This window comes from Acidovorax radicis N35 (assembly GCF_000204195.1).
GTDB classification, from domain to species: domain Bacteria; phylum Pseudomonadota; class Gammaproteobacteria; order Burkholderiales; family Burkholderiaceae_C; genus Acidovorax; species Acidovorax radicis.
Window position 1 is genome coordinate 421,672 of sequence record NZ_AFBG01000019.1, and the last position, 25,899, is coordinate 447,570.

23 protein-coding genes and 1 riboswitch are annotated in these 25,899 nt (G+C 66.6%); of the genes, 15 read left to right on the forward strand and 8 right to left on the reverse strand.

Features of this window, described 5'->3' with window-relative positions; all coding sequences use genetic code 11:
• Window positions 1–78 precede the first annotated feature (78 nt).
• Window positions 79–1,125, reverse strand: a complete 1,047-nt coding sequence (locus ARADN35_RS0111715; protein ID WP_010462286.1) for a porin — start codon at window positions 1,123–1,125, stop codon at window positions 79–81.
• Between the two features lie 315 nt (window positions 1,126–1,440).
• Between ARADN35_RS0111715 and coq7 the strand changes: the two genes are divergently transcribed.
• Entirely contained in the window at window positions 1,441–2,058 is a 618-nt protein-coding gene (gene coq7, locus ARADN35_RS0111720; RefSeq protein WP_010462288.1) for a 2-polyprenyl-3-methyl-6-methoxy-1,4-benzoquinone monooxygenase, read from the forward strand.
• Between the two features lie 175 nt (window positions 2,059–2,233).
• Here the strand turns inward: coq7 and ARADN35_RS0111725 are convergent, their stop codons facing one another.
• On the reverse strand, window positions 2,234–2,683 hold the full coding sequence (locus ARADN35_RS0111725) for an OsmC family protein (RefSeq protein WP_010462291.1): 450 nt from the start codon (window positions 2,681–2,683) through the stop codon (window positions 2,234–2,236).
• Between the two features lie 354 nt (window positions 2,684–3,037).
• On the opposite strand from ARADN35_RS0111725, the gene ilvA reads away from it, so the two are divergent.
• The 3 genes from ilvA (at window position 3,038) to ARADN35_RS0111740 (ending at window position 6,089) form a co-directional block, all read left to right on the forward strand.
• Window positions 3,038–4,600, forward strand: coding sequence for a threonine ammonia-lyase, biosynthetic (gene ilvA / locus ARADN35_RS0111730; protein WP_010462293.1), 1,563 nt, complete (start codon window positions 3,038–3,040; stop codon window positions 4,598–4,600).
• Window positions 4,601–4,683: 83 nt separating this feature from the next.
• Entirely contained in the window at window positions 4,684–5,490 is an 807-nt protein-coding gene (locus ARADN35_RS0111735; protein ID WP_010462295.1) for an adenosylcobinamide-GDP ribazoletransferase, read from the forward strand.
• A complete protein-coding gene (locus tag ARADN35_RS0111740) occupies window positions 5,487–6,089 on the forward strand; it encodes a histidine phosphatase family protein (protein WP_010462297.1) in 603 nt (200 codons plus the stop codon). Before ARADN35_RS0111735 ends, ARADN35_RS0111740 begins: the two co-directional genes overlap by 4 nt.
• Before the next feature lie 30 nt (window positions 6,090–6,119).
• Here ARADN35_RS0111740 and ARADN35_RS0111745 read toward each other — a convergent pair whose 3' ends face one another.
• Window positions 6,120–6,575: a type II secretion system protein N gene (locus ARADN35_RS0111745; protein ID WP_010462298.1), complete on the reverse strand. Its 456-nt coding sequence runs from the start codon at window positions 6,573–6,575 to the stop codon at window positions 6,120–6,122.
• 72 nt (window positions 6,576–6,647) lie between these two features.
• Here ARADN35_RS0111745 and gspG point away from each other — a divergent pair, with 72 nt between their 5' ends.
• The 10 genes from gspG (at window position 6,648) to ARADN35_RS0111795 (ending at window position 16,665) form a co-directional block, all read left to right on the forward strand.
• Window positions 6,648–7,088 (forward strand): type II secretion system major pseudopilin GspG, encoded by a 441-nt coding sequence (gspG, locus tag ARADN35_RS0111750; RefSeq protein ID WP_029413934.1) that lies wholly within the window; start codon window positions 6,648–6,650, stop codon window positions 7,086–7,088.
• Between the two features lie 138 nt (window positions 7,089–7,226).
• Window positions 7,227–7,658, forward strand: a complete 432-nt coding sequence (locus tag ARADN35_RS0111755; RefSeq protein WP_010462302.1) for a prepilin-type N-terminal cleavage/methylation domain-containing protein — start codon at window positions 7,227–7,229, stop codon at window positions 7,656–7,658.
• Window positions 7,655–8,038 (forward strand): type II secretion system minor pseudopilin GspI, encoded by a 384-nt coding sequence (gene gspI, locus ARADN35_RS0111760; protein ID WP_010462304.1) that lies wholly within the window; start codon window positions 7,655–7,657, stop codon window positions 8,036–8,038. Before ARADN35_RS0111755 ends, gspI begins: the two co-directional genes overlap by 4 nt.
• On the forward strand, window positions 8,038–8,808 hold the full coding sequence (locus ARADN35_RS0111765) for a PulJ/GspJ family protein (protein ID WP_010462306.1): 771 nt from the start codon (window positions 8,038–8,040) through the stop codon (window positions 8,806–8,808). Before gspI ends, ARADN35_RS0111765 begins: the two co-directional genes overlap by 1 nt.
• Before the next feature lie 2 nt (window positions 8,809–8,810).
• A complete protein-coding gene (gspK, locus tag ARADN35_RS0111770) occupies window positions 8,811–9,929 on the forward strand; it encodes a type II secretion system minor pseudopilin GspK (protein WP_100199420.1) in 1,119 nt (372 codons plus the stop codon).
• Window positions 9,930–10,011: 82 nt separating this feature from the next.
• Window positions 10,012–11,280, forward strand: coding sequence for a type II secretion system protein GspL (gene gspL / locus ARADN35_RS0111775; protein ID WP_010462309.1), 1,269 nt, complete (start codon window positions 10,012–10,014; stop codon window positions 11,278–11,280).
• Window positions 11,277–11,828 (forward strand): type II secretion system protein GspM, encoded by a 552-nt coding sequence (gene gspM / locus ARADN35_RS0111780; protein ID WP_010462311.1) that lies wholly within the window; start codon window positions 11,277–11,279, stop codon window positions 11,826–11,828. Before gspL ends, gspM begins: the two co-directional genes overlap by 4 nt.
• Before the next feature lie 32 nt (window positions 11,829–11,860).
• The gene (gene gspN, locus ARADN35_RS0111785; RefSeq protein WP_029413937.1) at window positions 11,861–12,670 is read left to right on the forward strand and encodes a type II secretion system protein N; all 810 of its coding nucleotides are present in this window, start codon (window positions 11,861–11,863) and stop codon (window positions 12,668–12,670) included.
• A gap of 4 nt (window positions 12,671–12,674) precedes the next feature.
• Window positions 12,675–15,263, forward strand: coding sequence for a type II secretion system secretin GspD (gene gspD, locus ARADN35_RS26255; RefSeq protein WP_081474617.1), 2,589 nt, complete (start codon window positions 12,675–12,677; stop codon window positions 15,261–15,263).
• A 13-nt stretch (window positions 15,264–15,276) separates the two neighbouring features.
• Window positions 15,277–16,665 (forward strand): GspE/PulE family protein, encoded by a 1,389-nt coding sequence (locus tag ARADN35_RS0111795; protein WP_010462317.1) that lies wholly within the window; start codon window positions 15,277–15,279, stop codon window positions 16,663–16,665.
• Window positions 16,666–16,873: 208 nt separating this feature from the next.
• Here the strand turns inward: ARADN35_RS0111795 and ARADN35_RS0111800 are convergent, their stop codons facing one another.
• The 4 genes from ARADN35_RS0111800 to lpxC all read right to left on the reverse strand — a co-directional run bounded on the left by ARADN35_RS0111800 (window position 16,874) and on the right by lpxC (window position 22,153).
• Window positions 16,874–18,532 (reverse strand): methyl-accepting chemotaxis protein, encoded by a 1,659-nt coding sequence (locus tag ARADN35_RS0111800; protein ID WP_010462318.1) that lies wholly within the window; start codon window positions 18,530–18,532, stop codon window positions 16,874–16,876.
• A gap of 182 nt (window positions 18,533–18,714) precedes the next feature.
• Window positions 18,715–20,595, reverse strand: a complete 1,881-nt coding sequence (gene thiC / locus ARADN35_RS0111805; RefSeq protein ID WP_029413938.1) for a phosphomethylpyrimidine synthase ThiC — start codon at window positions 20,593–20,595, stop codon at window positions 18,715–18,717.
• 141 nt (window positions 20,596–20,736) lie between these two features.
• Window positions 20,737–20,860, reverse strand: a riboswitch (TPP riboswitch).
• A gap of 50 nt (window positions 20,861–20,910) precedes the next feature.
• Window positions 20,911–21,087, reverse strand: a complete 177-nt coding sequence (locus ARADN35_RS28280; RefSeq protein WP_010462321.1) for a hypothetical protein — start codon at window positions 21,085–21,087, stop codon at window positions 20,911–20,913.
• Between the two features lie 142 nt (window positions 21,088–21,229).
• Complete coding sequence (gene lpxC / locus ARADN35_RS0111815) at window positions 21,230–22,153, reverse strand: UDP-3-O-acyl-N-acetylglucosamine deacetylase (RefSeq protein WP_010462323.1); 924 nt, start codon at window positions 22,151–22,153, stop codon at window positions 21,230–21,232.
• A 490-nt stretch (window positions 22,154–22,643) separates the two neighbouring features.
• On the opposite strand from lpxC, the gene ARADN35_RS26260 reads away from it, so the two are divergent.
• On the forward strand, window positions 22,644–24,470 hold the full coding sequence (locus ARADN35_RS26260; protein WP_010462325.1) for a methyl-accepting chemotaxis protein: 1,827 nt from the start codon (window positions 22,644–22,646) through the stop codon (window positions 24,468–24,470).
• 116 nt (window positions 24,471–24,586) lie between these two features.
• Here the strand turns inward: ARADN35_RS26260 and ftsZ are convergent, their stop codons facing one another.
• Window positions 24,587–25,828, reverse strand: coding sequence for a cell division protein FtsZ (gene ftsZ / locus ARADN35_RS0111825; RefSeq protein WP_010462327.1), 1,242 nt, complete (start codon window positions 25,826–25,828; stop codon window positions 24,587–24,589).
• Window positions 25,829–25,899 lie beyond the last annotated feature (71 nt).

Here is a 25,899-nt window from a genome sequence, read left to right on the forward strand (position 1 = left end):
AATGAGAACGAAAAAAAGCCGCCCGAAGGCGGCTTTTTAGCTTGGATATCGTCAACTGGCCAAAAGCCAGTTTCGATATTAGAAGCTGTGACGGATACCGAAGTCGTAGCCGTTGGAGTTGTCGCCAGCAGCAGTCACGGAACCGTTCAGGGACTGAGCGGAGCCGTTCTTGTTGCTCACGTGAGCGTACGTAGCGTACAGAGCCGTGCGCTTGGACAGGTTGTGCACATAGCCCAGAGCCAGCTTGTTGGCACGTGGATCGGCACCGGGGGTTTCGATCTTGTAGGTGGAGTAAGCCAGACGGATTTCGCCAGCGCCCACGGGCACCAGACCACCGATCAGGAAGCCCTTGCCTTCGTTGCCGTTCTTGATGTCGTCGCTGTTGTAGTGAGCCATGATCTTGGCCACGCCCAGGTCGTACTGACCACCCAGGTTGAATGCCTTGATGTTGGCGTTCAGGAACTTGGTGTCAGAGAAAGCCAGAGCCACGTTGATGGGGCCATTGGCGTAACCAGCGCGCAGGGCCAGGCCGTTGCCGTCCTTCTTGTTGGCCGTGTTGCTCAGGTTTTCACCCATGTAGTACTGCGCTTGGCCGTAGAAGCCGCCCAGGTTGCCAGGCAGGAAGTAGCCGATGGCGTTCGAAGCGCGCACGGTGGTTGGGCCACCCAGGCTGGAGTTCAGGGTTTGGCTGGTGCCAACGCCGTTCGTGCCGAACGGATCGAACACGGTCAGGTTCCAGAATTGTGGGGTGTAGTCACGGCCCAGACGCACTTCACCGAAGCCGCCGTTCAGGCTGACCGTCGAACGACGGTTGAACACCAGACCGCCGCCGGAGCTGACAGCTGCTTGGTTGTTGGTGTTGGTAACGCCGCCGGTACCGTTGTCGTTGTTCAGACCAGCTTCGAGCCAGAACGAAGCGGACATGCCGCCACCCAGATCTTCAACGCCGCGGAAGCCCAGACGGCTGCTGTTGTAGCCGGAGTTCGTCAGTTGGGACTTGTTAGCGACGCTACCGGAACCGTAAGCGTAGGTTGCATCAACCACGCCGAACAGGGTCACGGACGATTGAGCCATTGCAGCGCCGGAAGCAGCCAGCACAGCCAGGGCAATCAGGGATTTTTTCATTGCGAGTTACTCCAAGGTTAAACATAGGGCGCCGGTACGGGGGGTCTATGGTGAAAGCACCTGCACAGTCCCGCCGGTTCCCCGGGCCAACCTCCTGGTGGGGAAGTTGCTCTTATTGCACCAGACCCGGCCAGGTTTCGCAAAGGAATTCACCCACAATCGCCCCGAAAGGGAAAAATCGTTGCAGTGTTGCAACATTTCAATGAACAGCGGCAAAATCGATCTGCTCGCCTTGGGACGGCTTCCCGGCAGCCTCCGATATTTGTATCCAAGTGAAATTTGTGTTTCCGAGCCCTTGCCAATCTGAAAGCCTCCATGGACTCTTTGCTCACTGCCGCCGACACTGCCCTGCGCACCCTTTTTGCAACCCCCCGTGCCTCCGAACCCACGCCAGCGCGCGGCATGGAGGAAGGCACGCTCGACCCTGCACAAAAGAAGCTGGCTGGGGCACTGATGCGCGTCAATCACGTGGGTGAAGTCTGTGCGCAAGCCCTTTACACGGCCCAGGCAGCCGTCACGCGCGACCCCGCACTCCGGGTTCACCTGCTGGAGGCCGCCCGCGAAGAAACAGACCACCTGGCATGGACCCAGCAGCGCCTGGACGCCCTGGGCGCGCGCCCCAGCCTGCTCAACCCCCTGTGGTTTGCGGGCGCCTTCGCGCTGGGGTTGGTCGCGGCCAAGGTCAGCGACCGGGCGAGCCTGGGTTTTGTGGCAGAAACTGAAAACCAGGTGGCGGCGCACCTGCAGAGCCATCTTGCACGGCTGCCCGCGCAGGATCTGGCCTCGCGGGCCGTGGTGGCCCGCATGAAGGACGACGAGGAACGCCACGCGGCCCAGGCCCGGGCCTCCGGCGCACTGGAGCTGCCGCCCCCCGCCCGGGCGGCGATGAAGGCAGCGGCCAAGGTGATGACCACCACCGCACACTACCTCTGACCGCTACCGCCCAGCGAACGCACAGACAGGGACCGCAAAAGGTGCCGCGCGCCCACAGCCTCTGAAACTGGCGCAGCCCAGGCTAGGCCAGCAGACGCCATGGAACTGGCTTCGCCAGGCCACTGGCGTCGTCCCCCTGGGGGGAAGGCGCCGAAGGCGACTCAGGGGGGTTATTTCAAGCTTCGACCACCTCAAACCCGGTGGTGATCTCCGCCGTCTTGCCCAGCATGATGCTGGCCGAGCAATATTTGTCATGGCTCATGGCAATCGCGCGCTCCACCGCAGCGGGCGGGATGCCCTTGCCCGTCACGGTGAAGTGCATGTGGATCTTGGTGAACACCTTGGGGTCCGTCTGTGCACGTTCGGTGGTCAATTTGACGCTGCAGCCTCGCACATCGTGGCGGCCCCGCTTGAGGATCAGCACCACGTCGTAGGCCGTGCAGCCGCCCGTGCCGGCCAGCACGGTCTCCATGGGCCGGGGCGCCAGGTTCTGGCCGCCGTTGGCCGGATTGGCGGCGTCGGGCGCTCCGTCCATGGTCAAGACGTGGCCGCTGCCGGTCTCGGCCACAAAACCCATGCCGGAACGGGTTCCCGACCCGCCGGTCCAGCTGACTGTGCATTCCATTGTGTTTCTCCTGTGTGATACGTGGTTTTTTCGCACGGAATGGCCCGGCGAAACAAAAATTTGGTGTTGATTTTGCTGCAATGCAACAAGACTCGCGCTAAACTTCCCCCAAGCGCTGCTTTTTCTGAATGGAAAAGGCAGATGGCAAGAAGCCCGGCATCCGGATCTTGCCCCGCACCGATTGTCTCCTCCATCTCCTCAAAGGATGGATTAGCCCCAGGCCTCACGGCCCGGGGCTTTTTTTTGGCTGGACCGGCCGCGCAGCGGCCCCCACCGGCGAATCGGCCTGCAAAAACCGACCCCCTATGATGTGGACCCCCGCCGCTGCCCCGTGGCGGCCCCACCTGCCCTGCCATGACCCAGCACCTGACCCCCGCCGACTACCTGAAGAAAATCCTGACCGCCCGCGTGTACGACGTGGCGGTGGAGTCGGCCCTGGAGCCCGCCAAGAACCTCAGCCGCCGCCTGAACAACAAGGTGCTCTTGAAGCGCGAGGACCAGCAGGCGGTGTTCAGCTTCAAGCTGCGCGGCGCCTACAACAAGATGGCGCACCTCACGCCCGAGCAGCTCCAGCGCGGGGTGATCTGTGCCTCGGCCGGCAACCACGCCCAGGGCGTGGCCATGAGCGCCCACAAGCTCGGCACGCGCGCCGTGATCGTCATGCCGACCACCACGCCGCAGCTCAAGATCGACGCGGTGAAAACGTTGGGCGGCGAGGTCGTGCTGTTTGGCGAGAGCTATTCCGACGCCTACGGCCACTCGGTGAAGCTCGAAAAGGAACAGGGCCTGACCTTTGTGCACCCCTTTGATGACCCGGACGTGATTGCGGGCCAGGGCACCATCGCCATGGAGATCCTGCGCCAGCTGCAAAGCCTGGGCAGCAACCAGCTGGACGCCGTGTTCGTGGCCATCGGCGGTGGCGGACTCATCTCGGGCGTGGCCAACTACATCAAGGCCGTGCGGCCCGAGATCAAGGTGATCGGCGTGCAGATGAACGACTCGGACGCCATGATCCAGTCCGTCAAGGCGCACGAGCGCGTGACGCTGGCAGACGTGGGCCTGTTCTCCGACGGCACCGCCGTGAAGCTGGTGGGCGAGGAAACCTTCCGCATCACCCACAGCGGCCTGGTGGACGAGTTCATCACGGTGGACACCGATGCTGTCTGCGCCGCCATCAAGGACATCTTCGTGGACACGCGCAGCATCGTCGAGCCCGCAGGGGCGCTGGCCGTAGCCGCCATCAAGCAGTATGTGGACACCCACAAGACCCAGGGCGAGACCTACGCCGCCATCCTGTGCGGCGCCAACATGAACTTCGACCGCTTGCGCTTCGTGGCCGAGCGCGCCGAGGTGGGCGAGGAGCGCGAGGCGCTGTTTGCGGTGACGATTCCCGAGGAGCGCGGCAGCTTCAAGCGCTTTTGTGAACTGGTGGGCGAGCTGCCAGGTGGCACGCGCAACGTGACCGAGTTCAACTACCGCATCAGCGACGCCGCCCAGGCCCATGTGTTTGTGGGCCTGACCACGCAGGGCAAGGGCGAATCCGAAACCATCGCCCAGAACTTCAGCCTCCACGGCTTCGAAGCGCTGGACCTGACCCACGACGAGCTGGCCAAGGAACACCTGCGCCACCTGGTGGGCGGGCACTCGGCCCTGGCACAGGATGAGCGGCTGATGCGCTTTACCTTCCCCGAGCGGCCGGGCGCGCTGCTCAAGTTCTTGAGCCTGATGCAGCCGACCTGGAACATCAGCCTGTTCCACTACCGCAACCAGGGCGCCGACTATGGCCGCATCCTCGTGGGCATCCAGGTGCCGCCCGAGGACGCCGCCACGTTCGACGCCTTCCTGGCCACGCTGGGCTATCCGTATGTGGAAGAGACGCTGAACCCGGCCTACCGGTTGTTTCTGCGCTCCAAATAACCAGAATATGGGTCAAATTGGCATCCAGCGCTTATCCAATAAGCGCTGGCAGCTATCAAATCTGACATAACCACCGCCAGCCCATGCAAGCCCTGCGCCACTACCTGCTGGCCGTGCAGTTCTTCACCCGCATTCCGGTCACCGGTCGGCTGGCGCAGTGGGTGGGTTACAGCCCCGCCATGCTGCGGGCCAGCGCGGCGCATTTTCCGGGCATTGGCTGGCTGGCGGCACTGCTGTCCACCGCCGTGTATGCCGCGCTGCACTGGGCCCTGGCGCCCAATCCGCTCGCCCCGGCCGTGGCTGCCGTGTTCTGCACCATCGCCACGGTGCTGATGACCGGGGGTTTTCACGAAGACGGCCTGGCCGATGTGGCCGACGGCCTGGGCGGCAGTGCCGACCGCGAGCGGGCGCTCGACATCATGAAAGACTCTCGCATCGGCGCCTTCGGGGCCATGGCGCTGGTGCTGGCGCTGCTCGCCAAGCTCAGCCTGCTGGCACTGCTGGGTGCCCACAGCCTGCTGGCTGCGGTGGCCGGGCTGGTGGGGGCACATGTGGTGTCGCGCTTTTGGCCGCTGCTTATCGTGCGCAAACTGCCGCATGTGGGCGACACGGCCCGGTCCAAAAGCAAGCCGCTGGCGGACCAGATCTCGGGCGCGGCACTGGCGACGGCATTTTCATGGTGTTTTGTGCCGCTGGCGCTTGTCTGGAAAGCGCAAACAGCTATATTTTTGATAGCATCCATTCTGCTGAGTGCCCTCGCCGCCGCCTGGATGGCGCGCTGGTTTGCGCGCCGGCTGCAGGGCTTCACGGGGGATTGCCTGGGCGCCACGCAGCAGGTCAGCGAAATCGGCTTTTACCTGGGCGCGGCGCTGGCCTTGCGCTGGATGTGAAGCCCCTGGCCCAACCGCAGCGCGGTGCCCGCCTCTGGCTGGTGCGCCACGCCCAACCTCTGGTGGCACCCGGTACCTGCTATGGCGCGCTGGACATCCCCGCCGACCCCACCGCCACCCGCGCTGCCGCAGAACGCCTGGCCACCGCGTTGCCGACCCAGACGCGGGTGGTTCACTCTACGCTACAAAGATGTGAGCTGCTTGCGCAATATCTACAAGCGATGCGGCCTGATTTGACCCCACAACCCGACGCCCGCCTGCGCGAAATGGACTTTGGCAGCTGGGAGGGGCAGGCCTGGGATTCCATTGCCCGCAGCGACATCGACGCCTGGACAGCCGCATTTGCCCACTACCGCCCAGGCAAGGGGGAAAACCTGGCGGCGGTGCTGGCCCGCGTGGCCGCTGCGCTGCAGGACCACGGCCCCGGCGGCCATGCCCCCCGTGGGGCCACGCAGGATGTGGTGTGGATCACCCACGCCGGGGTCATCCGCAGTGTGGCGTGGCTGAAGGCGCACGGCAGCGGCGTGCTGCCGCGCCCGGAAGAATGGCCCGTCGCCGCGCCGGGCTGGGGCCAGTGGGAAAGGATCGACCTGGGCTAGCGCAAATGCCAGAGACCTGCTGCCCTCGAATCAACGCTTGAGCGGCATGTCCAGCGTGAGCGTGGCCGGGCCACCGGCTTCGCGCCCCAGCTGTGCCTGGCGTGGGCCCACCGCCTGCAGCAGCAGCCCCTCATCCACCGCCGTGCCCACCCGGAACGGCTTGGCGGGCTTGCCATCCACCGCGATCAGCGCGGCACCGCCCCCGCTGTTGCGGCCCGAGAGCACCCCGATCAGCGCGAACCGGCTGGCCAGCGTCGCCACCGGGGCGGCAGCCACCACACCCGGGGCTGCGGGCACAGCCCCCAGCAGCCGGGCCAAGGCCTGCGCATCGGGCGCCACGGGCGCGGGCAGCACCACGGGCGCTGCGGTTCCGGCCGCAGGGGCCGACAGGCGCAGCCCCCAAAAGACCACGCTGGCGCCTGCGGCGGCCCATAGCGCCAGAGTCCCCAGGCGGACGCCCCATTTGCTGTACGTATTGGTCACCATGCGGGGATTATGATTCACGCGATTCGACCATCCGAGAGACCGCCAGCAGTGAACACTTCTTTTCCCCGCCTCTTGCGCTCCGCACACCACCGCCTGGCCAGGAATGTGGCCCGTGGCTTCACCCTCATTGAGCTCATGGTGGTGCTCGTCATCATCGGCGTGCTGGCCGCCCTCATCGTGCCCAATGTGCTGGAACGTGCCGACGATGCCCGCGTGACCGCCGCCCGCACCGACATCACCAACATCATGCAGGCGCTCAAGCTGTACCGCCTGGACAACCAGCGCTACCCCACGGCCGAACAGGGCCTGCAGTCCCTCATCATCAAACCCACCTCGGGGCCAGTGCCCAACAACTGGAAGCTGTACCTCGAAAAACTGCCCAACGACCCCTGGGGCCGTCCGTACCAGTACCTGAACCCCGGCATCAAGGGCGAGATCGACGTGATGTCGTTCGGCGCCGATGGGCAGTCGGGCGGCGAAGGCAAGGACGCGGATGTTGGCAGCTGGCAGTAGTGCGGCCCCCACGGTCGCGCACTGCGTGTCGCGCCCTGCACCCCGAGGGGGCCGGGCCTTGCTTGGGGCTGCCCGGCGCTGCGGCCGCTCGCCTTCTGGAAACGCCGCGACCGTTGCAACCTCACGTTGCATAGGCCCATGAACCGCTCACGCGGCTTCACCCTCCTTGAATTGCTGGTGGTCATCAGCATCATCGCCCTGGCCACGGCCGGGGTAGGGCTGGCGATGCGCGACAGCGGGCAGACGCTGGTCGAGCGCGAGGCGGCCCGGCTGGCGGCGCTGCTGGAATCCGCGCGGGCGCAGTCGCGCGCCGGGGGCATGCCTGTGCGCTGGCGTGCCGACGCGCGTGGTTTCCGGTTCGAGGGCCTGCCGCCCAGCGCACTGGCGGCAATGCCCGGCCAGTGGCTGGATGCAGGCACCACGGTGCGCGCGCCCACGCTGCTGGTGCTGGGGCCGGAGCCCCTCATTGGGCCCCAGCAGGTGCTGATCACCCACCACGCCTATCCCGAGCGCACGCTGCGCGTCGCTACCGACGGGGTGCGTCCCTTCACCGTCGAGACCGTCCAATGAACACCCCCCTGCCCCCCTGCCGCCGCAAGCGACTGCGCGGCTTCACGCTGGTGGAGGTGCTGGTGGCGCTCAGCATCGTGGCCATCGCACTCATGGCGGGGCTGCAGGCCACCACGGCGCTCACGCGCAATGCGCTGCGCCAGTCAGACATCGTGCTGGCCCAGCTGTGCGCCGAGAACGAACTGGTCTATGCGCGCCTTTCACGCCAGATGCCCAGCGTGGGCGACAGCCAGCTCACCTGCGAACAGGCCGGGCGCCAGCTCACCGTGGCCCTGATCGTGCGGCCCACGCCCAACCCGAGCTTCCGCCGCATGGACGCGCAGGTGCTGGATGGCGACAACTCCATCCTGCGCATCTCCACCATCATCGGAAGGTATTGATGTCCGTCGATACCTCCCTCCTGAGCCGCTTCGAGCCTTCCCCCCGTGGGGACGACAGCCTTTGCTGCGGGGCGGCCCTTGCTGGCCGTCCTCGCGATGGCGCGGCGCCAGTTTCACACGCCTGGGACTCGCGCGGATTCACGCTGGTCGAGCTGCTGCTGGCCATTGCGGTGATGAGCCTGCTGGCCATCCTGAGCTGGCGGGGGCTTGATGGCATGGTGCGGGCGCAAGAGATCACGCGCCAGCGGGCCGACGAAATGCTGGTGCTGCAGTCGGCCCTGGGCCAGTGGGGCACGGACCTGGATGCACTGATGCCCATTGCCAACACCACGCCGCTCGACTGGGATGGCCAGGTGCTGCGTTTGACGCGGCGCATCAGCGCGGTGCCCGACGAGGGCGCCCTGGTGGTGGCGTGGACGCGCCGGGGTGCCCAGGGTGTCGGCCAGTGGATGCGCTGGCAGTCGCCACCGGTGCGCACGCGCGCCGAATGGCAGGAAGCGTGGCAGCTGGCCGGGCAATGGGCGCGCAGCCCGGGCGAGGCCGAGCGGCGCCGTGAGATGACGCTGCTGCCACTGGAGGACTGGCAGATCTTTTATTACCGGGGCGGTGCGTGGTCCAACCCGCTGTCCAGCAGCGGCGCCACGCCGGCGGGCACCTCTGCCATCCCCGATGGCGTGCGCCTGCAGATCACCCTGCCGCCCGGCCAGGCGCTGGTGGGCCGGCTCACGCGCGACTGGGTGAACCCCGTGCTGGGTGGGGGGCGGACATGACAATGACAAGCCCCCCCCTGAGCAGCTGCGCCGCTTCCCCCCAGGGGGACGCCACCCGTGGCCTGGCAAAGCCAGTTCCACGGTGGCACTGGTCTGGGTCGCGCCAGTTTCACAGCGCCTCAGGGGGATTCCACACGTGGCCGCGCCCGGTTCGCAGGGAGCGCGGTGCTGCGCTGCTGCTGGCCATGCTCACCGTCACCCTCGTGGCCACTTTTGCGGCGGCGTCCATGTGGCAGCAGTGGCGCGCGGTGGAGGTCGAGACGGCCGAGCGCGGCCGCGTGCAGTCCACCTGGATTCTGGTCGGCGCGCTCGACTGGTCGCGCCTGATCCTGCGTGAAGACGGTCGCTCGGGCGGCGCCGACCACCTGGCCGAGCCCTGGGCCGTGCCACTGCAGGAGGCGCGGCTGTCCACCTTTCTCGCGGCCGACAAGAACGTGAGCCAGGTGGACGACGCCACCACCGACACCACCGAGGCCTTTCTGTCGGGGCAGATTTCGGACATGCAGGGCCGGCTGAACCTGACCAACCTGGTCGATGGCGGCAATGTGCAAACCCTGACGCTGCGGCAGTTCACGCGGTTGTTCGAGCGCCTGGCACTTCCGCAGCAGGAACTGAGCCTGCTCACCGACGCTCTGCGGCGCGCGCAGGCCACCACCGGCGCCGACGTCAACACCGCCCCTCTTTTGCCCCCCACCATGTCCCAATTGGGCTGGCTGGGCCTGGCGCCCACCACCGTGGCCCGCCTGGCGCCCCACGTGACGCTGCTGCCCGTGCGCGCGCCGGTCAACCTCAACACCGCCGACATCGATGTGCTGCTGGCCGCCATCGACGGCCTGGACATGGCCAGTGCCCAAAAGATGCTGCAAGCCCGCGAAGCCCGGCATTTCCGCACGCTCAGCGAGGTGCGCGACCTGCTGGGCGCCAGCATCGACATCAATGAAGGCGCACATGCCGTGGCCTCCTCGTACTTCGAGGTGCGCGGCCGCCTGCGCCTGGGCGATGCCATGGTGGACGAGCGATCGCTGGTCCGCAAACAGGGCATCGAGGTCACCACGCTATGGCGCGAACGGGGTGCTTTTGACCGCGAAACTGCCCCCGGCACGCCGGAGGCACCGCGCTGAAATCTGACACATCTGCAACACATCCGCAGGTTCGGCCCGCACCGTCAAGCCCGCCCCCTAAAATGGCCCGCAAAACCTGTCCATGAGCACCCTCATTCTTTTCCTGCCGCCCGCCCGACCGGGGCCGGCCACCGAGTACAGCTACACGCTGACGGCGGACGGCCACACCGCCCTTCGCCACGCCACCGCCCCGGCCGCGCTGCTGCCCGAACCCACACGCCCTGGCGGCGAAGTGGTGGCCGTGGTGCCGGCGCGGGCACTGTCCTGGCAACGGGTGCAACTGCCGCCTGGCTTGGCATTGGGCGCGGGCCAGCAGACACCGCGCCTGAGGTCGGCCTTGGAGGGGCTGCTCGAAGACCGCGTGCTCGACGACGCAGCACAACTGCATTTCGCCATCCAGCCCGATGCCAATGCGGGCGAACCCGTGTGGGTGGCGGTGTGCGACCGCAACTGGCTGCGCGAAAACCTGCAGGCCCTGGAAGCCGCTGGCCGCCGCGTGTCGCGTGTCGTGCCTGAATTCGCCCCCGGCCCCACCCCCAGTGGCCGTCCCGAGCTGTGTGCCCTAGGCACCCCCGAAGACGCCTGCGTGGTGCTGACTGGGCAGGGTGCCGACCACGGCGTGGCCGTGTTGCCCCTGTCCATTGCCTCCGTGATGCTGGCCCGTGCCGGGCTGCCCCAGGATGCAGCCACGGACGAAGACAATGCACCGGTGGTGCGCGCCGAGCCTGCGGTCGCCGCCCTGGCAGAGCGCACCCTGGGCCAGCGCGTGGCACTGCACACCGCCAGCCAGCGGGCGCTGGACGCCGCACGCGGCGACTGGGATCTGGCCCAGTTCGATCTGGCCAGCACAGGCCGCACCCGTGCACTGCGCAAGGCAGGCAGCCTGGCCAGCGCACTGCTGAATGCCCCACAGTGGCGCGCGGCGCGCTGGGGTGCGGGACTGCTGGTGGTGGCCCATCTGATCGGGCTCAATGCCTGGGCCTGGCAGGAGCGCCAGGCGCTGGCCGCCAAACAGGCAGCCGTGCGGTCCACGCTGACCCAGACTTTCCCCAAGGTGCAGGTCGTGGTGGACGCCCCGGTGCAGATGGAACGCGAACTGGCCCAGCTGCGGCAGGCGGCCGGTGCCGTATCGGCCCGTGACCTGGAGCCCTTGCTCGCTGCCGCAGGAGCAACCTTGCCCAGCGGCCGCCAGCCCACGGGCATCGAATACGCCCCCGGCGAGCTGCGCCTGCGCGGTGTCACGCTGGCCCCCGATGAAGAATCCGTGCTCTCGGCCCGCCTGCAGGCGGCGGGCTACCGGGCCCGGCTGGACGATGGCAGCCTGCTGCTGCGCGCGGAAGGCACACCATGACCACCATTACCTCCCCCGCCCTGCGCGCCCGCTGGCAGGCCCTGGCCCCGCGTGAGCAAAACATGGTCCTTGCCGCGGGGGGCCTCGTCGCCTTCGCCCTGCTGTGGTGGCTGGCCGTGGCACCGGCCCTGTCCACGCTGCGCGCCGCGCCAGCGCGCCACGCCGAGCTGGACACACAGTTGCAGCGCATGCAAGGCCTGCGCTCCGAGGCGCAGCAGCTGCAGTCGGCCCCGCGCAATACGCGCGGCGATTCCGTCGGTGCGCTGCGCACCGCGCTCGCACAACGCCTGGGCAATGCGGCCCAGCTCAACGTGGTGGGCGACCGCGCCACCGTCACGCTCAAGGGCGCCCCCGCCGACGCGCTGGCCCAGTGGCTGGCCCAGGCGCGCAGCAACGCCCGCGCCGCCCCGGTGGAAGCGCGCCTGACCCGCAGCACCGCCGGGGCCAGCCCCGCGCCCAACGCCCCGGTCCCCCTGGGCGGCGCGGCCGCTGCGATGCCACGCTGGGACGGCACCCTGGTGCTGGCCCTGCCGCCCGCCCAGCCCTGAATCTGCCCACCGGCACCCGACACCCTCTCCCCGTGGCCACATCCTCACGACATCGGAAACCCGTCACCCGCGCGCCCCGCAGCGCATGGGCCTGGGCGCTGACCGGCGCCGTGGCGGGCGTATTGCCCGCCGTGGTGGCGTTTGCGCCAGCGCACTGGCTGGCGCAAAGCGTGGCCAGCGCCACGGGCGGGCAGGTGCAGCTGCTGCAAGCGCGGGGTACGGTCTGGACGGGCTCTGCGCAGCTGGTGCTGACGGGGGGCGCTGCCAGCCAGGACAGCGCCGCCCTGCCCGGCCGCCTGGACTGGCGAATTCGCCCCAGCTGGAGTGGCCTGCACGCGCAGCTGCATGCCAGTTGCTGCACCCCCACACCACTGCAGCTGCAAGCGAGTGCAGGCTGGTCTGGCACGCGCCTGACCGTGATTGACGGCGAGAGCCTGTGGCCAGCCTCCGTGCTGACCGGGCTGGGCACGCCCTGGAACACCCTGCAGCCCCAGGGCCAGCTGGCGCTGCAGACCCGCGGCTTCACCCTTCGGTGGAGTGCCGGGCGCATGTCCCTGGCGGGCCAGGTGCAGCTGGATGCCCGGGCCATGTCATCCCGCCTGTCCACCCTGCGCCCCATGGGCAGCTACCGGCTCGCGGTGCAGGGCGGCGAGGTGCCCACGCTCACCCTGAGCACGCTGGACGGGCACCTGCAGTTGAATGGTTCCGGCCAGTGGGTGGGCAATCGCCTGCGTTTTGCGGGGGAGGCCAGTGCCGCCCCCGAGCGCGAAGCAGCCCTGTCGAATCTTCTGAACATCATTGGACGGCGCAGCGGCGCGCGCTCCATCATCACCGTGGGTTGAACCTATGAACTCCTTGTTGTCACCACGTCTGGGTTTTGCTCTTAAAGCAATAGCAGCTAGCGCATTACTGGCATGCGCCAGTGGCCAAATTGTTGCCCAAACCGCCATCGATACCGGCACGGGCAGCGTGCGCGCCGGCGAGCCCGTCACCCTGAATTTCGCCAACGCCGAGATCGAAGCCGTGGCGCGCACCATGGCCACCATCACGGGCCGCAATGTGGTGGTGGACCCGCGCGTGAAGGGCCAGCTCAACCTGGTCACCGAACGCGCCGTGACACCCGCCGCCGCCTTCCAGCAGTTCCTGGCAGCGCTGCGGCTGCAGGGCTTCACGGTGGTGGAGGCTGCAGGCCTGTACAAGGTGGTGCCCGAAGCCGACGCCAAGCTGCAGGGCGGCAGCGTGAGCGTGGTGCAGGGCAGCTCTGGCAGCGCCCCCGGTGGCGGGCAGATCGTCACGCAGATCTTCAAGCTCAACTTCGAGAACGCCGCCAACCTCGTGCCGGTGCTGCGCCCGCTGATCAGCCCCAACAACACCATCAACGTGAACCCCGGCAACAACTCGCTGGTGATCACCGACTACGCCGACAACCTGCAGCGTCTGGCGCGCATCGTGGCGGCCATGGATGTCTCCAACGCCAGCGACGTGGAGGTGATTCCGCTGCGCAACGCCATCGCCACCGACCTCGCGCCGTTGGTGGCGCGCCTGATCGATGGCGGCAGCGGCGCCGCACCGGTCGCCGCACAGGGGCAGGCCGACACCTCGTTCAAGACCACGCTGATTGCCGAGCCGCGCAGCAACTCGCTGATCCTGCGGGCCGCCAACCCGGCCCGCGTGGCCCAGGTGCGCGCGCTGGTAGCCCAGCTCGACCAGGCCCCCGCACCCGGCAGCAGCGCATCCACCGGCAACATCCATGTGGTGTACCTGAAGAACGCCGACGCCACCAAGCTGGCCACCACGCTGCGCGCGGCCATGGCGGCCATGGGCGGCAGCGGCAACACGGGTGGTGGCAGTGCGGGCGCGAGCGCCGCGCCGGCGGCGCCCAGCGGCGGCCTGGGCGGCGGCAGCAACAGCGGCAGCATCCTGAACACGGGCAGCGGGCTGTCGGGCAGCAATACAGGGGGCCTGGGCACTGGCGGCAACACGATGGGCACCAGCAGCACCAACAACAACCAGCCCTCCACGGGCGGCCAGATCCAGGCCGACCCCACCACCAATTCGCTCATCATCACGGCACCCGAGCCGCTGTACCGCCAGCTGCGCGCGGTCATCGACAAACTGGACGGGCGGCGTGCGCAGGTGCTGGTCGAAAGCCTGATCGTGGAAGTGTCGGCCAACAAGGTGGCCCAGTTCGGCATCCAGTGGCAGGGCATCCTGGGCAAGCAGGGCGATGGCACCGTGGGCGTGATCGGCACCAACTCCGGTGCGGCCGGCGCCAACATCCTGGGGTTGACGGCCGCGCTCGCGTCAGGCAGCGCCACCAGTATCGCCACAGCAGCCACCGGGCTGGGCGGCGGCATGAATCTGGCGCTAGCGCCGCGCGTCAACGGCCAGTACTACCTGGGCGCGCTGGCCAACTTCCTGCAGAACAGCGGCGACGCCAATGTGCTCTCCACCCCCAACCTGATGACGCTGGACAACGAGGAGGCGCGCATCCTCATCGGCGACAACGTGCCCTTCGTCACGGGCTCGTATGCGAACACCGGCAACAGTGGCACCGTGAACCCGTTCAACACCGTGGAGCGCAAGGACGTGGGCCTGATGCTCAAGGTGCGCCCGCAAATTGGCGAGAACGGCACCGTGAAGATGGCGATCTACCAGGAGATCTCCAAGATCGACCGATCCACCCTGTCCAACGCCACCGGCCCCACCACTAGCAAACGTGCGGTCGAATCGAACGTGGTGGTGGACGACGGCAGCATCATCGTCATCGGCGGCCTGCTGGAGGACACCTACTCGCAGGGCGAGGACAAGGTGCCCCTGATGGGCGACCTGCCCGTGGTGGGCAGCCTGTTCAAGAGCGAGAACCGCTCGCGCCGCAAAACCAATCTGATGATCTTCCTGCGCCCCATCGTAGTGCGTGACAACGCCACCAGCGACGCATTGGTCGTGGACCGTTATGAGGCCATCCGTGCCTTGCAGCACACTACACAGCCTGGCCCCAGCCTGATGATGGGCACGGTCTCTGGCGCCCCCATCCTGCCCGCGCTGCCCGAGCGGGCGCCTTCGGCCCCCAGTCCTGCGTCCGTGCAGCCCGCCGTGCCGGTGCCCCTGCAGCCGCTCGCCCCCGTGGCACCACCGACCCCACCTGCACCGCAAAGCAGCGCACCCGCCGCCCCGGCGGTCCAGGCACAGGCCCCGGCACCGCAGTACTACGTGAATGTGGGCGTGTTCGGCAAGGACGCGGAGTCGCGCACCGCCATGACCAAGCTGCGCAGCTCCGCCCTGCCCCTGTCCATTCAATCGGTAGACACCAACCGTGGCACGCTCACCCGCGTGCGGGTCGGCCCCTACAACTCCGAAGACGCTGCCAATGCGGCAGCCGCCACCGTGCGCAGTCTGGCACTCAACGCCACGGTCTCGCCCCAGGCGCTCTGAGGGACCCACACCCATGCGCCATCCCCTGCCCTACGCCTTTGCCCGTACCGCCCAGCTGCTGCTGGAGGACGACGGCCACCACCTGGTGCTGTGGCATGGCCCCCACCCTGACGCGGGGGCGCTGTCGGAGGTGTTGCGCAAGCACGCCGTGCAGCAGCTGCTGCCGCTCGACGCCCCGGCACTGGCCCAGCGCATCAGTGCCGTGTATTCGCACAGCGAATCGAGTGCGGCCACGGTTGTGAGCGAGGTCGAGAGCGATGCCGATCTCTCGCGCATGATGCAGGAACTGCCCGCCGTGGAGGACTTGCTGGAGTCCGCTGGCGACGCGCCCATCATCCGCATGCTCAATGCCCTGCTCACGCAGGCCGCGCGCGACGGAGCAAGCGACATCCACATCGAACCGTACGAGCGCCATTCCAGCGTGCGCTTTCGGGTGGACGGCACGCTGCGCGAGGTGGTGCAGCCCAACCGCGCCCTGCACGCCGCCCTGATCTCGCGCCTGAAGATCATGGCCGACCTCGACATCAGTGAAAAACGGCTGCCGCAGGACGGCCGCATCAGCCTGCGCCTGGGCACCCGCGCCATCGACGTGCGCGTGTCCACGCTGCCCAGCGCCCACGGCGAACGTGCGGTGCTGCGGCTTTTGGACAAGAGCGAAAGCAAGCTCAGCCTGGAAGCCGTGGGCATGCAGGGCGACACCTTGCGCCGCTTCGAAGGCCTCATCTCGCAGCCGCACGGCATCATCCTGGTGACCGGGCCCACGGGCTCGGGCAAGACGACCACGCTGTACGCGGGCCTGGGGCGCCTGGACGCCACGCGCAACAACATCATGACGGTGGAAGACCCGATCGAGTACGAGCTGCCGGGCGTGGGGCAGACGCAGGTCAACAGCAAGATCGAGCTGACCTTTGCGAAGGCCCTGCGCGCCATCCTGCGGCAGGACCCGGACATCATCATGATCGGTGAAATCCGCGACTTCGAGACCGCGCAGATCGCCATCCAGGCCTCACTGACGGGCCATTTGGTGCTGGCCACGCTGCACACCAACGACGCGGCCAGCGCCGTGACGCGCCTGACCGACATGGGGGTGGAGCCCTTCCTGCTGTCGTCCTCGCTGCTGGGGGTGCTAGCGCAGCGCCTGGTGCGCAAGTACTGCAGCCATTGCCAGGGCAGCGGGTGCGATCACTGCGGCCAGACGGGCTACACGGGCCGCACCGGCGTGTTCGAGCTGCTGGTGACCACGGACGCGATCCGCGCGCAGATCCACAACCAGGCGTCCGAAGCCGACATTCGCACTGCGGCGCTGGCGGGTGGCATGGCCCTGATGCGCGACGATGGCGAGCGGCTGATTGCCGCGGGCATTACCAGCCGTGAAGAAGTGCTGCGGGTAACCAGGGACTGAGATACCCCCTGAGCCGCGGCGCGACCTCCCCCGAAGGGCGACGTAGCCGGTGGCCTGGCAAAACCAGCTCCACGGGTGCACTGGCCTGGGGCGCGCCAGTTGCAAGCGCTGTGGGGTTGCGCAAAACCATGGCAAGCCACCATTTACTATTATTTTGATAGCTACCAGCGCTTGATGGACAAGCGCCAGCTGCCAAAAATACCTAAAACTACCGTATCCGCAGCGCGGGCCGGCGCGGCGCCTGGGCCACGGCTGGTGCAGAGGGCGCTGCTGCTGCCGCGCTGAAGGCCGATGGTGTGGAAACACCGCCGTCCTGCAGCTTGAACTGACTGACCGCGCTGCTCAGGTGCAGGGCCTGTTCGCGCAGCGACTCGGAAGCAGCGGTGGACTCTTCCACCAGCGCGGCGTTCTGCTGCGTCATCTGGTCGAGCTGGCCCACGGCCTGGCTGATCTGGCCGATGTTGTCGCTTTGCTCGGCCGACGAGGCGGTGATCTCCGCAATGATGTCGGACACCCGGCGCACGCTGCTGACGATCTCGGTCATGGTCTGCCCGGCCTGGCTGACCAGGCGCGAGCCGTCTTCGACGCGTTCCACCGACGAACCGATCAGGCCCTTGATCTCCTTGGCCGCCTCGGCACTGCGCTGCGCGAGGTTGCGCACCTCGCTCGCCACCACGGCAAAACCCCGGCCCTGTTCACCGGCGCGCGCGGCCTCGACGGCGGCGTTGAGCGCGAGGATGTTGGTCTGGAATGCAATGGAGTCGATCACGCCCGTGATGTCGGCGATCTTGCGCGAGCTGGTGGTGATCTGGTCCATGGTGGTGACCACCTGCGACACCACGGCACCGCCACGCGCGGCCACTTCGGCGGCCGACGAGGCGAAGTCGCTGGCCTGGCGGGAGGACTGCGCGCTTTGCTGCACGGTGCTGGTCAACAGCTCCATGGACGAGGCGGTTTCCTCCAGGTTGGCCGCTGTCTGCTCGGTGCGGTGGCTCAGGTCGTGGTTGCCGCTGGCGATCTCGGAGCTGGCGGTGGTGATGTTGCCTGCCGAGTCCTGCACCTGGCGCACCAGGCCACGCAGGGCCTCCTGCATGCGGCCCATGGCCGAAACCAGCTGGCCGACCTCATCCTGGTTCATGGCAGCCACGTCCCGCGATAAATCGCCACTGGCAATGCGGTCGGCAAGCTCCTGCGCCTGGCCCAGGGACCGGGTGATGGAGCGCACGCTGAAGAACGTGAGCGGAATCAGTACCGCCAGCCCAAGCAGCAACCCGATGCCAATGAGGGCAGACATCGTGGAGGTGCGCGACTCCACACCTTCGCGGGCTTCATCCATCCGCGCACGGGCCGTGGCGGACAGGCTGGAGAACAGCTTGTCGGTGGCCTCCATGTGCACTTTCAGGCGGTCTGCGTAGGCACCACCGCCTGCACCATCGAGCTGGGCACGCTCGATCTGCTCGAAGATCGGCGAGATGCCAGTTTCGTACTGCTTGATCTCGTCCAGGGATTTATCGATGGACGCGACGAACTCCGTGTCGCCCGACTGGACCTGGCGCACATCGGCAAGGCTCTTGCGCAGGGCGGCCAGGGTCTTGGCCCAGGACTCGCGCAAGGCCGAGACCTCCACCGAGTTGTTGAAATTGATGATGATGTCTTTTTCGGTCCGGCGCAGGTCCCCCAGCGTGGTGCGCAGATCCGACATGTCCGTGAGGGTCTGCACTCGCTGCGAGAACAGCACCTGCAGCGTGCCGCGCGTGCGGTCCAGCGCCACATAACCCATGGCGCCAATGACAACAAGAAGAATCAGGGAAAAAACGGTCCCGAAGTAAAGGCGCGTGCGGATGGAGAAGCGGCCGAGAGCATTCATGGCTCTTCCTTACATTTTTTAACAGACAACTCAGCATAGCAAATTTAGTGCCACACACCATCCTCCCGATCTTCTGAACCGGGGGGTGGGCGGGACTATAGAGCGAGCGCTGTCGTCTGCCGCACAGGGTAAGCACGGCCCCGGGCCCTGGTGCAGGGAATCCCCGGGGGTAGTAGGCGGGCTTATGCAGCCGGTGTTACAGGAATGTAGAGCTGCCCGCCCAGGCGCTGGAATTCCACCGCCTTGGTCTCCATGCCCTGGGCCAGGGCATCCGCCTCCGCCATGCCTTTTTGCGCAGCAAAGTCGCGCACTTCCTGCGTGATCTTCATCGAGCAGAACTTCGGTCCACACATCGAGCAGAAATGCGCCACCTTGGCCGAGTCCTTGGGCAGGGTTTCGTCGTGGTATTCCTTGGCGGTCTCCGGGTCCAGGCCCAGGTTGAACTGGTCTTGCCAGCGGAAGTCGAAACGCGCTTGGCTCAGCGCGTCGTCGCGCGAGCGGGCGCCCGGGTGTCCCTTGGCCACATCGGCAGCGTGGGCGGCGATCTTGTAGGCAATGATCCCTTGCTTCACGTCGTCGCGGTCAGGCAGGCCCAAGTGTTCCTTGGGCGTCACGTAGCACAGCATGGCCGTGCCCATCCAGCCGATCATGGCCGCGCCGATGGCCGAGGCAATGTGGTCGTAGCCGGGTGCGATGTCGATCGTCAGCGGGCCCAGGGTGTAGAAAGGCGCCTCGTGGCAGGTCTTGAGCTGCTCGGTCATGTTGGCCTGGATCATGTGCATGGGCACATGGCCGGGGCCTTCGATCATGGTCTGCACGTCGTGTTTCCAGGCGACCTGCGTGAGCTCGCCCAGCGTGTGCAGCTCGGCAAACTGGGCTTCGTCGTTGGCGTCTGAAGCGCAGCCGGGGCGCAGGCCATCACCCAGGCTGAACGACACGTCGTATGCCTTCATGATGTCGCAGATGTCCTCGAAGTGCTCGTACAGGAAGCTCTCTCGGTGGTGCGTCATGCACCACTTGGCCATGATGGAGCCCCCGCGCGAGACGATGCCCGTTCGGCGGTTGGCCGTGAGGTGGATGTAGGCCAGGCGCACACCCGCGTGGATGGTGAAGTAGTCCACACCCTGCTCGGCCTGCTCGATGAGCGTGTCGCGGAAGATTTCCCAGGTCAGGTCTTCGGCCACGCCACCCACCTTCTCCAGCGCCTGGTAGATCGGCACGGTGCCAATGGGCACCGGGCTGTTGCGCACGATCCAGTCGCGCGTGGTGTGGATGTTCTTGCCGGTCGACAGGTCCATCACGTTGTCAGCGCCCCAGCGGATCGCCCACACGAGCTTTTCCACTTCTTCCTCAATGCTCGACGTGACGGCCGAGTTGCCGATGTTGGCGTTGATCTTGACCAGAAAGTTGCGGCCAATCGCCATCGGCTCCACCTCGGGGTGGTTGATGTTGGCGGGGATGATGGCGCGGCCCCGGGCCACTTCGTCGCGCACGAACTCGGGGGTGATGATGCGCGGGATGCTGGCCCCCAGGGGGTTGCCCATCAGGCGCTGCTCACGGCCAGCGTCGGCCATGTACTGCTCCATCCACTCGCGCTTGCCGTTTTCGCGAATGGCCACGTATTCCATCTCGGGGGTGATGATGCCTTTGCGGGCGTAGTGCATCTGCGTCACATTGGCACCACTTTTGGCCCGCAGAGGCTTGCGCTGCAGCGCGGCGGCCTCGGCGCGCAGCTGGGCCAGGCGGGTGGCGTCTTCGCTCTTTTGGCCGTCGTCCAGCGCCACAGGCGCGCGGCCTTCGTAGTGCTCCACATCACCACGGCCGGTGATCCAGCCACCTCGCACGCTGGACAGGCCCTTGCGCACATCGATCGCAGCCTCGGGGTCGGTATACGGGCCGGAGGTGTCGTACACGCTGACCAGTTCGCCATTGGTCAGCGCAATGTCGCGCACGGGCACGCGCAGACTGGTGTGCAGGTGGCCGGGCAGGTAGGCCTTGCGCGATGCAGGAAAGGGTTCGCGCGTGCGTGCGAGCAACTCGGCGAACTTCTCGGGGGTGGCCAGCTTGGCGTGGGGGTCGGGGGCGTTCATGGGCAGGTCTCCTGGTTCCGGTGGCGGTAGGTGCTGCTCCGGAATGGACCTGTGCGCCCCTCGGGTGCGGCGGCACCTGAGGCATGGCGTGCCAGCAGGGACTGCGGGCACGGAGACAAGGAGGTCGGCTCTTCTTCCGCCGGTATGAACCGGATCAAGTTCGTCGGGTTCGCGAGGCCTGCCGAATTTCTTCAGCCGCCTCGCATCTCAGCGCTTACGCACACCCCGGAGCAGGCGCGAGTATAGGCCAGAAGAAAAAGAGGCCCCAGCCGCACTTCGGCCGTACGGTCAGGCCAAACGGCCGATGAGGATCACCGCAAAGAAGAAGACGGCTGCGATCACCGTCCATTTGAGGATGACGAGCCCCAGGCGCTTGTAGCGCGCCTGGCCGGTGCCCGCATAAAACGCAAACGACACGGCAGCCGCCAGAAGCAGCAGCATGGCCAGCCAGCGGAAGATCAGCATTTCACGAATCCCCCGCGCCTTGAAAACTGACGCGGCATGGGCCAGGGATGCCCAGCAAGAGGCGCCTCGCAGCGACGGCGTTGTTCCCCTCCCGCAACGAGAGAGGAGGAAGGCGCGAAGCGACTCAGGGAGTGCTTCATCGCTACCAGGCGCGCGCGGGCTGCACAAAGCCGCTTGGAGCCTGGCGCTCGTCCTCGAAGGTGACCACTTCCCAGGCATCGCGCTGGGCCAGCAGCTCGCGCAGCAGCAGGTTGTTCATGGCATGGCCCGAACGGAACGCGCTGTACGCAGCCAGCAGCGGTTTCCCAATCAGGTACAAATCGCCCATGGCGTCCAGGATCTTGTGCTTCACGAACTCGTCGTCGTAGCGCAGGCCGTCGCTGTTGAGCACCTTGTAGTCGTCCATCACGATGGCGTTGTCCAAGCCCCCGCCCAGCGCCAGGCCGTTGGAGCGCATCATTTCGACGTCGCGGGTGAAGCCAAAGGTGCGTGCGCGGGCAATGTCACGGCTGTAGTTGCCCGCCCCCAGGTCAAACTCCACACGCTGGCCGGTGGAATCCACCGCAGGGTGGTCAAAGTCGATCTCGAAGCTGAGCTTGTAGCCGTGGTAGGGGGTGAGGCGCGCCCACTTGGCGTTGGCGCCCTCGCCCTCGCGCACTTCCACAGGCCGGGTGACGCGGATGAAACGCTTGGGCGCGTTCTGCAATTCGACCCCCGCACTCTGCAGCAAGAAAACGAAGGAAGCCGAAGACCCGTCAAGGATGGGCACCTCTTCCGCAGTGATGTCCACATAGAGATTGTCGATGCCCAGGCCCGCACAGGCCGACATCAGGTGCTCCACCGTGTGTACCTTGGCATTGCCCACCGCGATGGTGGACGCCAGCCGCGTGTCCGTCACCGCTTCAGCCCGGATCGGGATGTCCACGGGCTGGGGCAGGTCAACCCGCCGGAACACGATACCCGTGTCCGGCTGCGCGGGCCGCAGGGTCAACTCGACCCGCTGGCCGCTGTGCAGCCCGACGCCTACGGCCCGGGTCAGTGTCTTGAGGGTGCGTTGCTGGAGCATCTCGGCATTTTAGTTTCTGGCGCCCCGCCCCGCACACGCTGAGGTCTTGCCAGCCTCACCAACACAGCCCCGGAGCCACCGCCGCCCTTAGAGCCTGTTCAAAGTCTCTTTGGAGATCGCATTGGAGTGCAATCGGGATGAGTGGATGCTTCGGATGCGCCGCATGGGCTCATGCCCATGCAAGCAGCTGGGGCGTCCAATCGCCCGATTTCACTCCAACCCCTTCGGGCAAGTGCCTTGCCGGGCGGTCTGCGGCGTTGCGAAGCTTGCCAATAGCACGCGCTATTGGCTGCACCCCCGCGCCTTGCATCCCATCCCGGCAAGGTACTTGTGCGACTCCAAAAAGACTTTGAACAGGCTCTTGGTACGTAGAGCTACCGCCGCGTTTTCACCTACAGCACATGCCCCAGGGTTCGCCGCACAATTTGGGGTCGGCGGGCCTTAAAAGACACAACATGAACACACCGCAAACGCCCCACAGGAGACTCCCATGAGCAAGCTCAGCTTCAAAATGAAAATCATGCTCATGATCGGCACCGCACTGGCTGCGCTGCTGATCATGGCCATCATGTCCTTGCTGCAGGAACGACGGCTGATCAGCGAGTCGCGCAAGGAGTTGCTGACCACGGCCGTCCAGTCCGCCCACAGCATCGTCGCCGCCTACCAGGCCAAGGCCGCCAGCGGCGCCATGCCCCAGGAAGAAGCACAGAAGGCCGCCAAGGACGCCCTGCGCATTGCCCGCTATGGCGGTGCCGACGGAAAAACCGAGTACTTCTACATCTGGACCACCGAGGGCGTCGGGGTGATGCACCCCTTCAAGACCGAGTGGGACGGGCAGGACATGCTGGGCAAGGTCAAGGATGGCTCGGGGGTGGACATCATTGGCCTGCTCGTGAACGGCATCCGCAACAGCAAGGACGGCAAGGCCTTTGTCCCCACAATGTTTGCCCGCCCGGGTCAAACGACACCCCAGCCCAAGCTGCAGTACATCGTCCGGGTGGACGGCTGGAACTGGATGGTTGGCTCAGGCCTTTACACCGACGACGTGGATGTGCTGCTGCGCCAGGCCCTGCTGTCGAGCCTGGCCATGGTGGTGGTGGTGTTTCTGGTCGTCGGCGCCATTGGCATGATGGTGTCGCGGTCGGTATTGCGCCAGATCGGGGGAGAGCCCACCGACGCCATCGCCATCATGTCGGAAGTGGCCCAGGGCAACCTCGATACCCCGATCCCCACGGCCCACCCGGGCTCGATGCTCGACGGCCTGGCCCACATGGTCACCTCGCTGCGCAAGCTGGTCACCGACGTACGCTCCGCCACCGACAGCATCGCCACCGCGTCCAGCGAGATTGCCCAGGGCAACAATGACCTCGCCCACCGCACCGAAGACACGGCCAGCAACCTGCAAAGCACGGCGAGCAGCATGGAAGAGCTGACCAGCACCGTCAAGCAGACCTCGGAATCCGCACAGACCGCCAACCAGATGGCAACGTCGGCCGCTGCCGTCGCGGCACGCGGGGGCGAGGTGGTGTCGCGGGTGGTGGCCACCATGCAGGACATCAACGCCAGCAGCAACAAGATCAGCGACATCATCGGTGTCATCGATGGCATTGCCTTTCAGACCAACATCCTGGCCTTGAATGCCGCAGTGGAAGCCGCCCGTGCGGGCGAGCAGGGCCGGGGCTTTGCCGTGGTGGCCAGCGAGGTGCGCAGCCTGGCCCAACGCAGTGCAGAAGCCGCCAAGGAGATCAAGACCCTGATTGGCGCATCGGTCGAAAAAGTGGCATCGGGCACGCAACTGGTGGGCAATGCGGGCGCCACCATGACCGAGATCGTGGACAGCGTTCAGCGCGTGACCGACATCATTGGAGAGATCCGCTCCGCCACCTCTGAGCAAAGCCAGGGGATTGCGCAGGTCAACACCACCATGAACCAGCTCGACCAGATGACGCAGCAGAACTCGGCCCTGGTGGAACAATCCACCGCCGCCGCAGACAGCCTGCGCGAGCAGGCCATGAAACTCACCCAGGTGGTCGCGTTGTTCCGGGTGAATGGCAGCAATGCCTCGGCACCTGCCCCCATGCCGGCAAGCCGGCCCGTGCCTTCGGCGACACCCCGTCCGGCACCGGCCCCCGTACGCGCCGCGGCACCACGCCCCGCACTGGCCAAGGCTGCGCCCCCCCCCGCCCACCCGCTCCACCCGCCAAGGCACCGGCAGCAGCGCTGCCCCCCAAGGCCAGCAGCCCCAAGCCCGCCGCAGACAACAACGACGATTGGGAGTCCTTCTAAACCAGGGGTGCTGAGGGCCTCAAGGGCCTGAGCCAGCACAAGAGCCCACACTGCCCACAAAAAAGAGGCCCTGCCAGCTCACGCTGGCAGGGCCTCTTTCATTCTTGGGGTCCCACAGTCACCCTGTGGGCCACCGGAGACCTCCGATCAGTCGGCTTGCTTGCGCAGGAAGGCCGGGATCTCCAGGTCATCCATACCACCCGACGACAGTGCGTCCACACGGGCTGCCGCCTGTGTGCGGTTGGTGCGCCAAACGCTGGGCACCGACATGCTGCCGTAGTCGGCCTGTGCGCTGCCGGCGTGGCCGCCTTGCACACCCACCGCACCCCCCAGGGTGCCGACACCAGCCACGGGCATTTGATAGGCCATGTTGTCCGTGCCCGTGCGCAAGCCACCCTGCACCACCGAGATAGGCTGGCGGCGTGCGTTGACACGCGACAACCCCGTGGCCACCACGGTCACGCGGATCTCGTCGCCCAGGGTTTCGTCGTAGGCCGCGCCGAAGATGACGTGTGCATCGGTCGAGGCATAGGCGTTGATGGTGTTCATGGCCTGGCGCGACTCGGACAGCTTGAGGCTGCCCTTGCTGGCCGTGACCAGCACCAGCACACCCTTGGCGCCCGACAGGTCGATGCCTTCCAGCAGTGGACAGGCAATGGCCTGCTCCGCAGCGATGCGCGCGCGGTCGGGGCCGCTGGCGGTGGCCGTACCCATCATGGCCTTGCCAGGCTCGCCCATCACGGTGCGCACGTCTTCGAAGTCGACGTTCACCTGACCGTACTCGTTGATGATTTCAGCAATGCCACCCACGGCGTTCTTGAGCACGTCGTTGGCATGCGCAAAGGCTTCGTCCTGGGTGATGTCGTCGCCCAGCACGTCGAGCAGCTTCTCGTTGAGCACCACGATCAGCGAGTCCACGTTGGCTTCCAGCTCGGCCAGGCCATCGTCGGCGTTCTTCATGCGGCGGCCACCTTCCCAATCGAAAGGCTTGGTGACCACACCCACCGTCAGGATTCCCATTTCCTTGGCCACGCGTGCGATCACCGGAGCAGCCCCGGTCCCGGTGCCGCCGCCCATGCCGGCCGTGATGAACAGCATGTGCGCGCCCTGGATGGCGTCACGGATGTCGTCCACCGCAGCTTCGGCCGCATCGCGCGCCTTTTCTGGCTTGCCGCCCGCACCCAGGCCGCTGCCCCCCAGCTGGATGACGCGGTGGGCTGAGCTGCGCGTCAGTGCCTGCGCGTCGGTGTTGGCGCTGACAAACTCCACGCCCTGCACGCTGCGGGCGATCATGTGCTCGACGGCGTTGCTGCCACCGCCGCCCACGCCGATCACCTTGATCTGGGTGCCCTGGTTAAATTCTTCGGCTTCGATCATTTCGATGGTCATGTTGGAGCTCCTGTTTCTAGATTCGTATGCAATTGCCAAATGGGGATTGGGGTACCTGGTAGGGAAGAGCG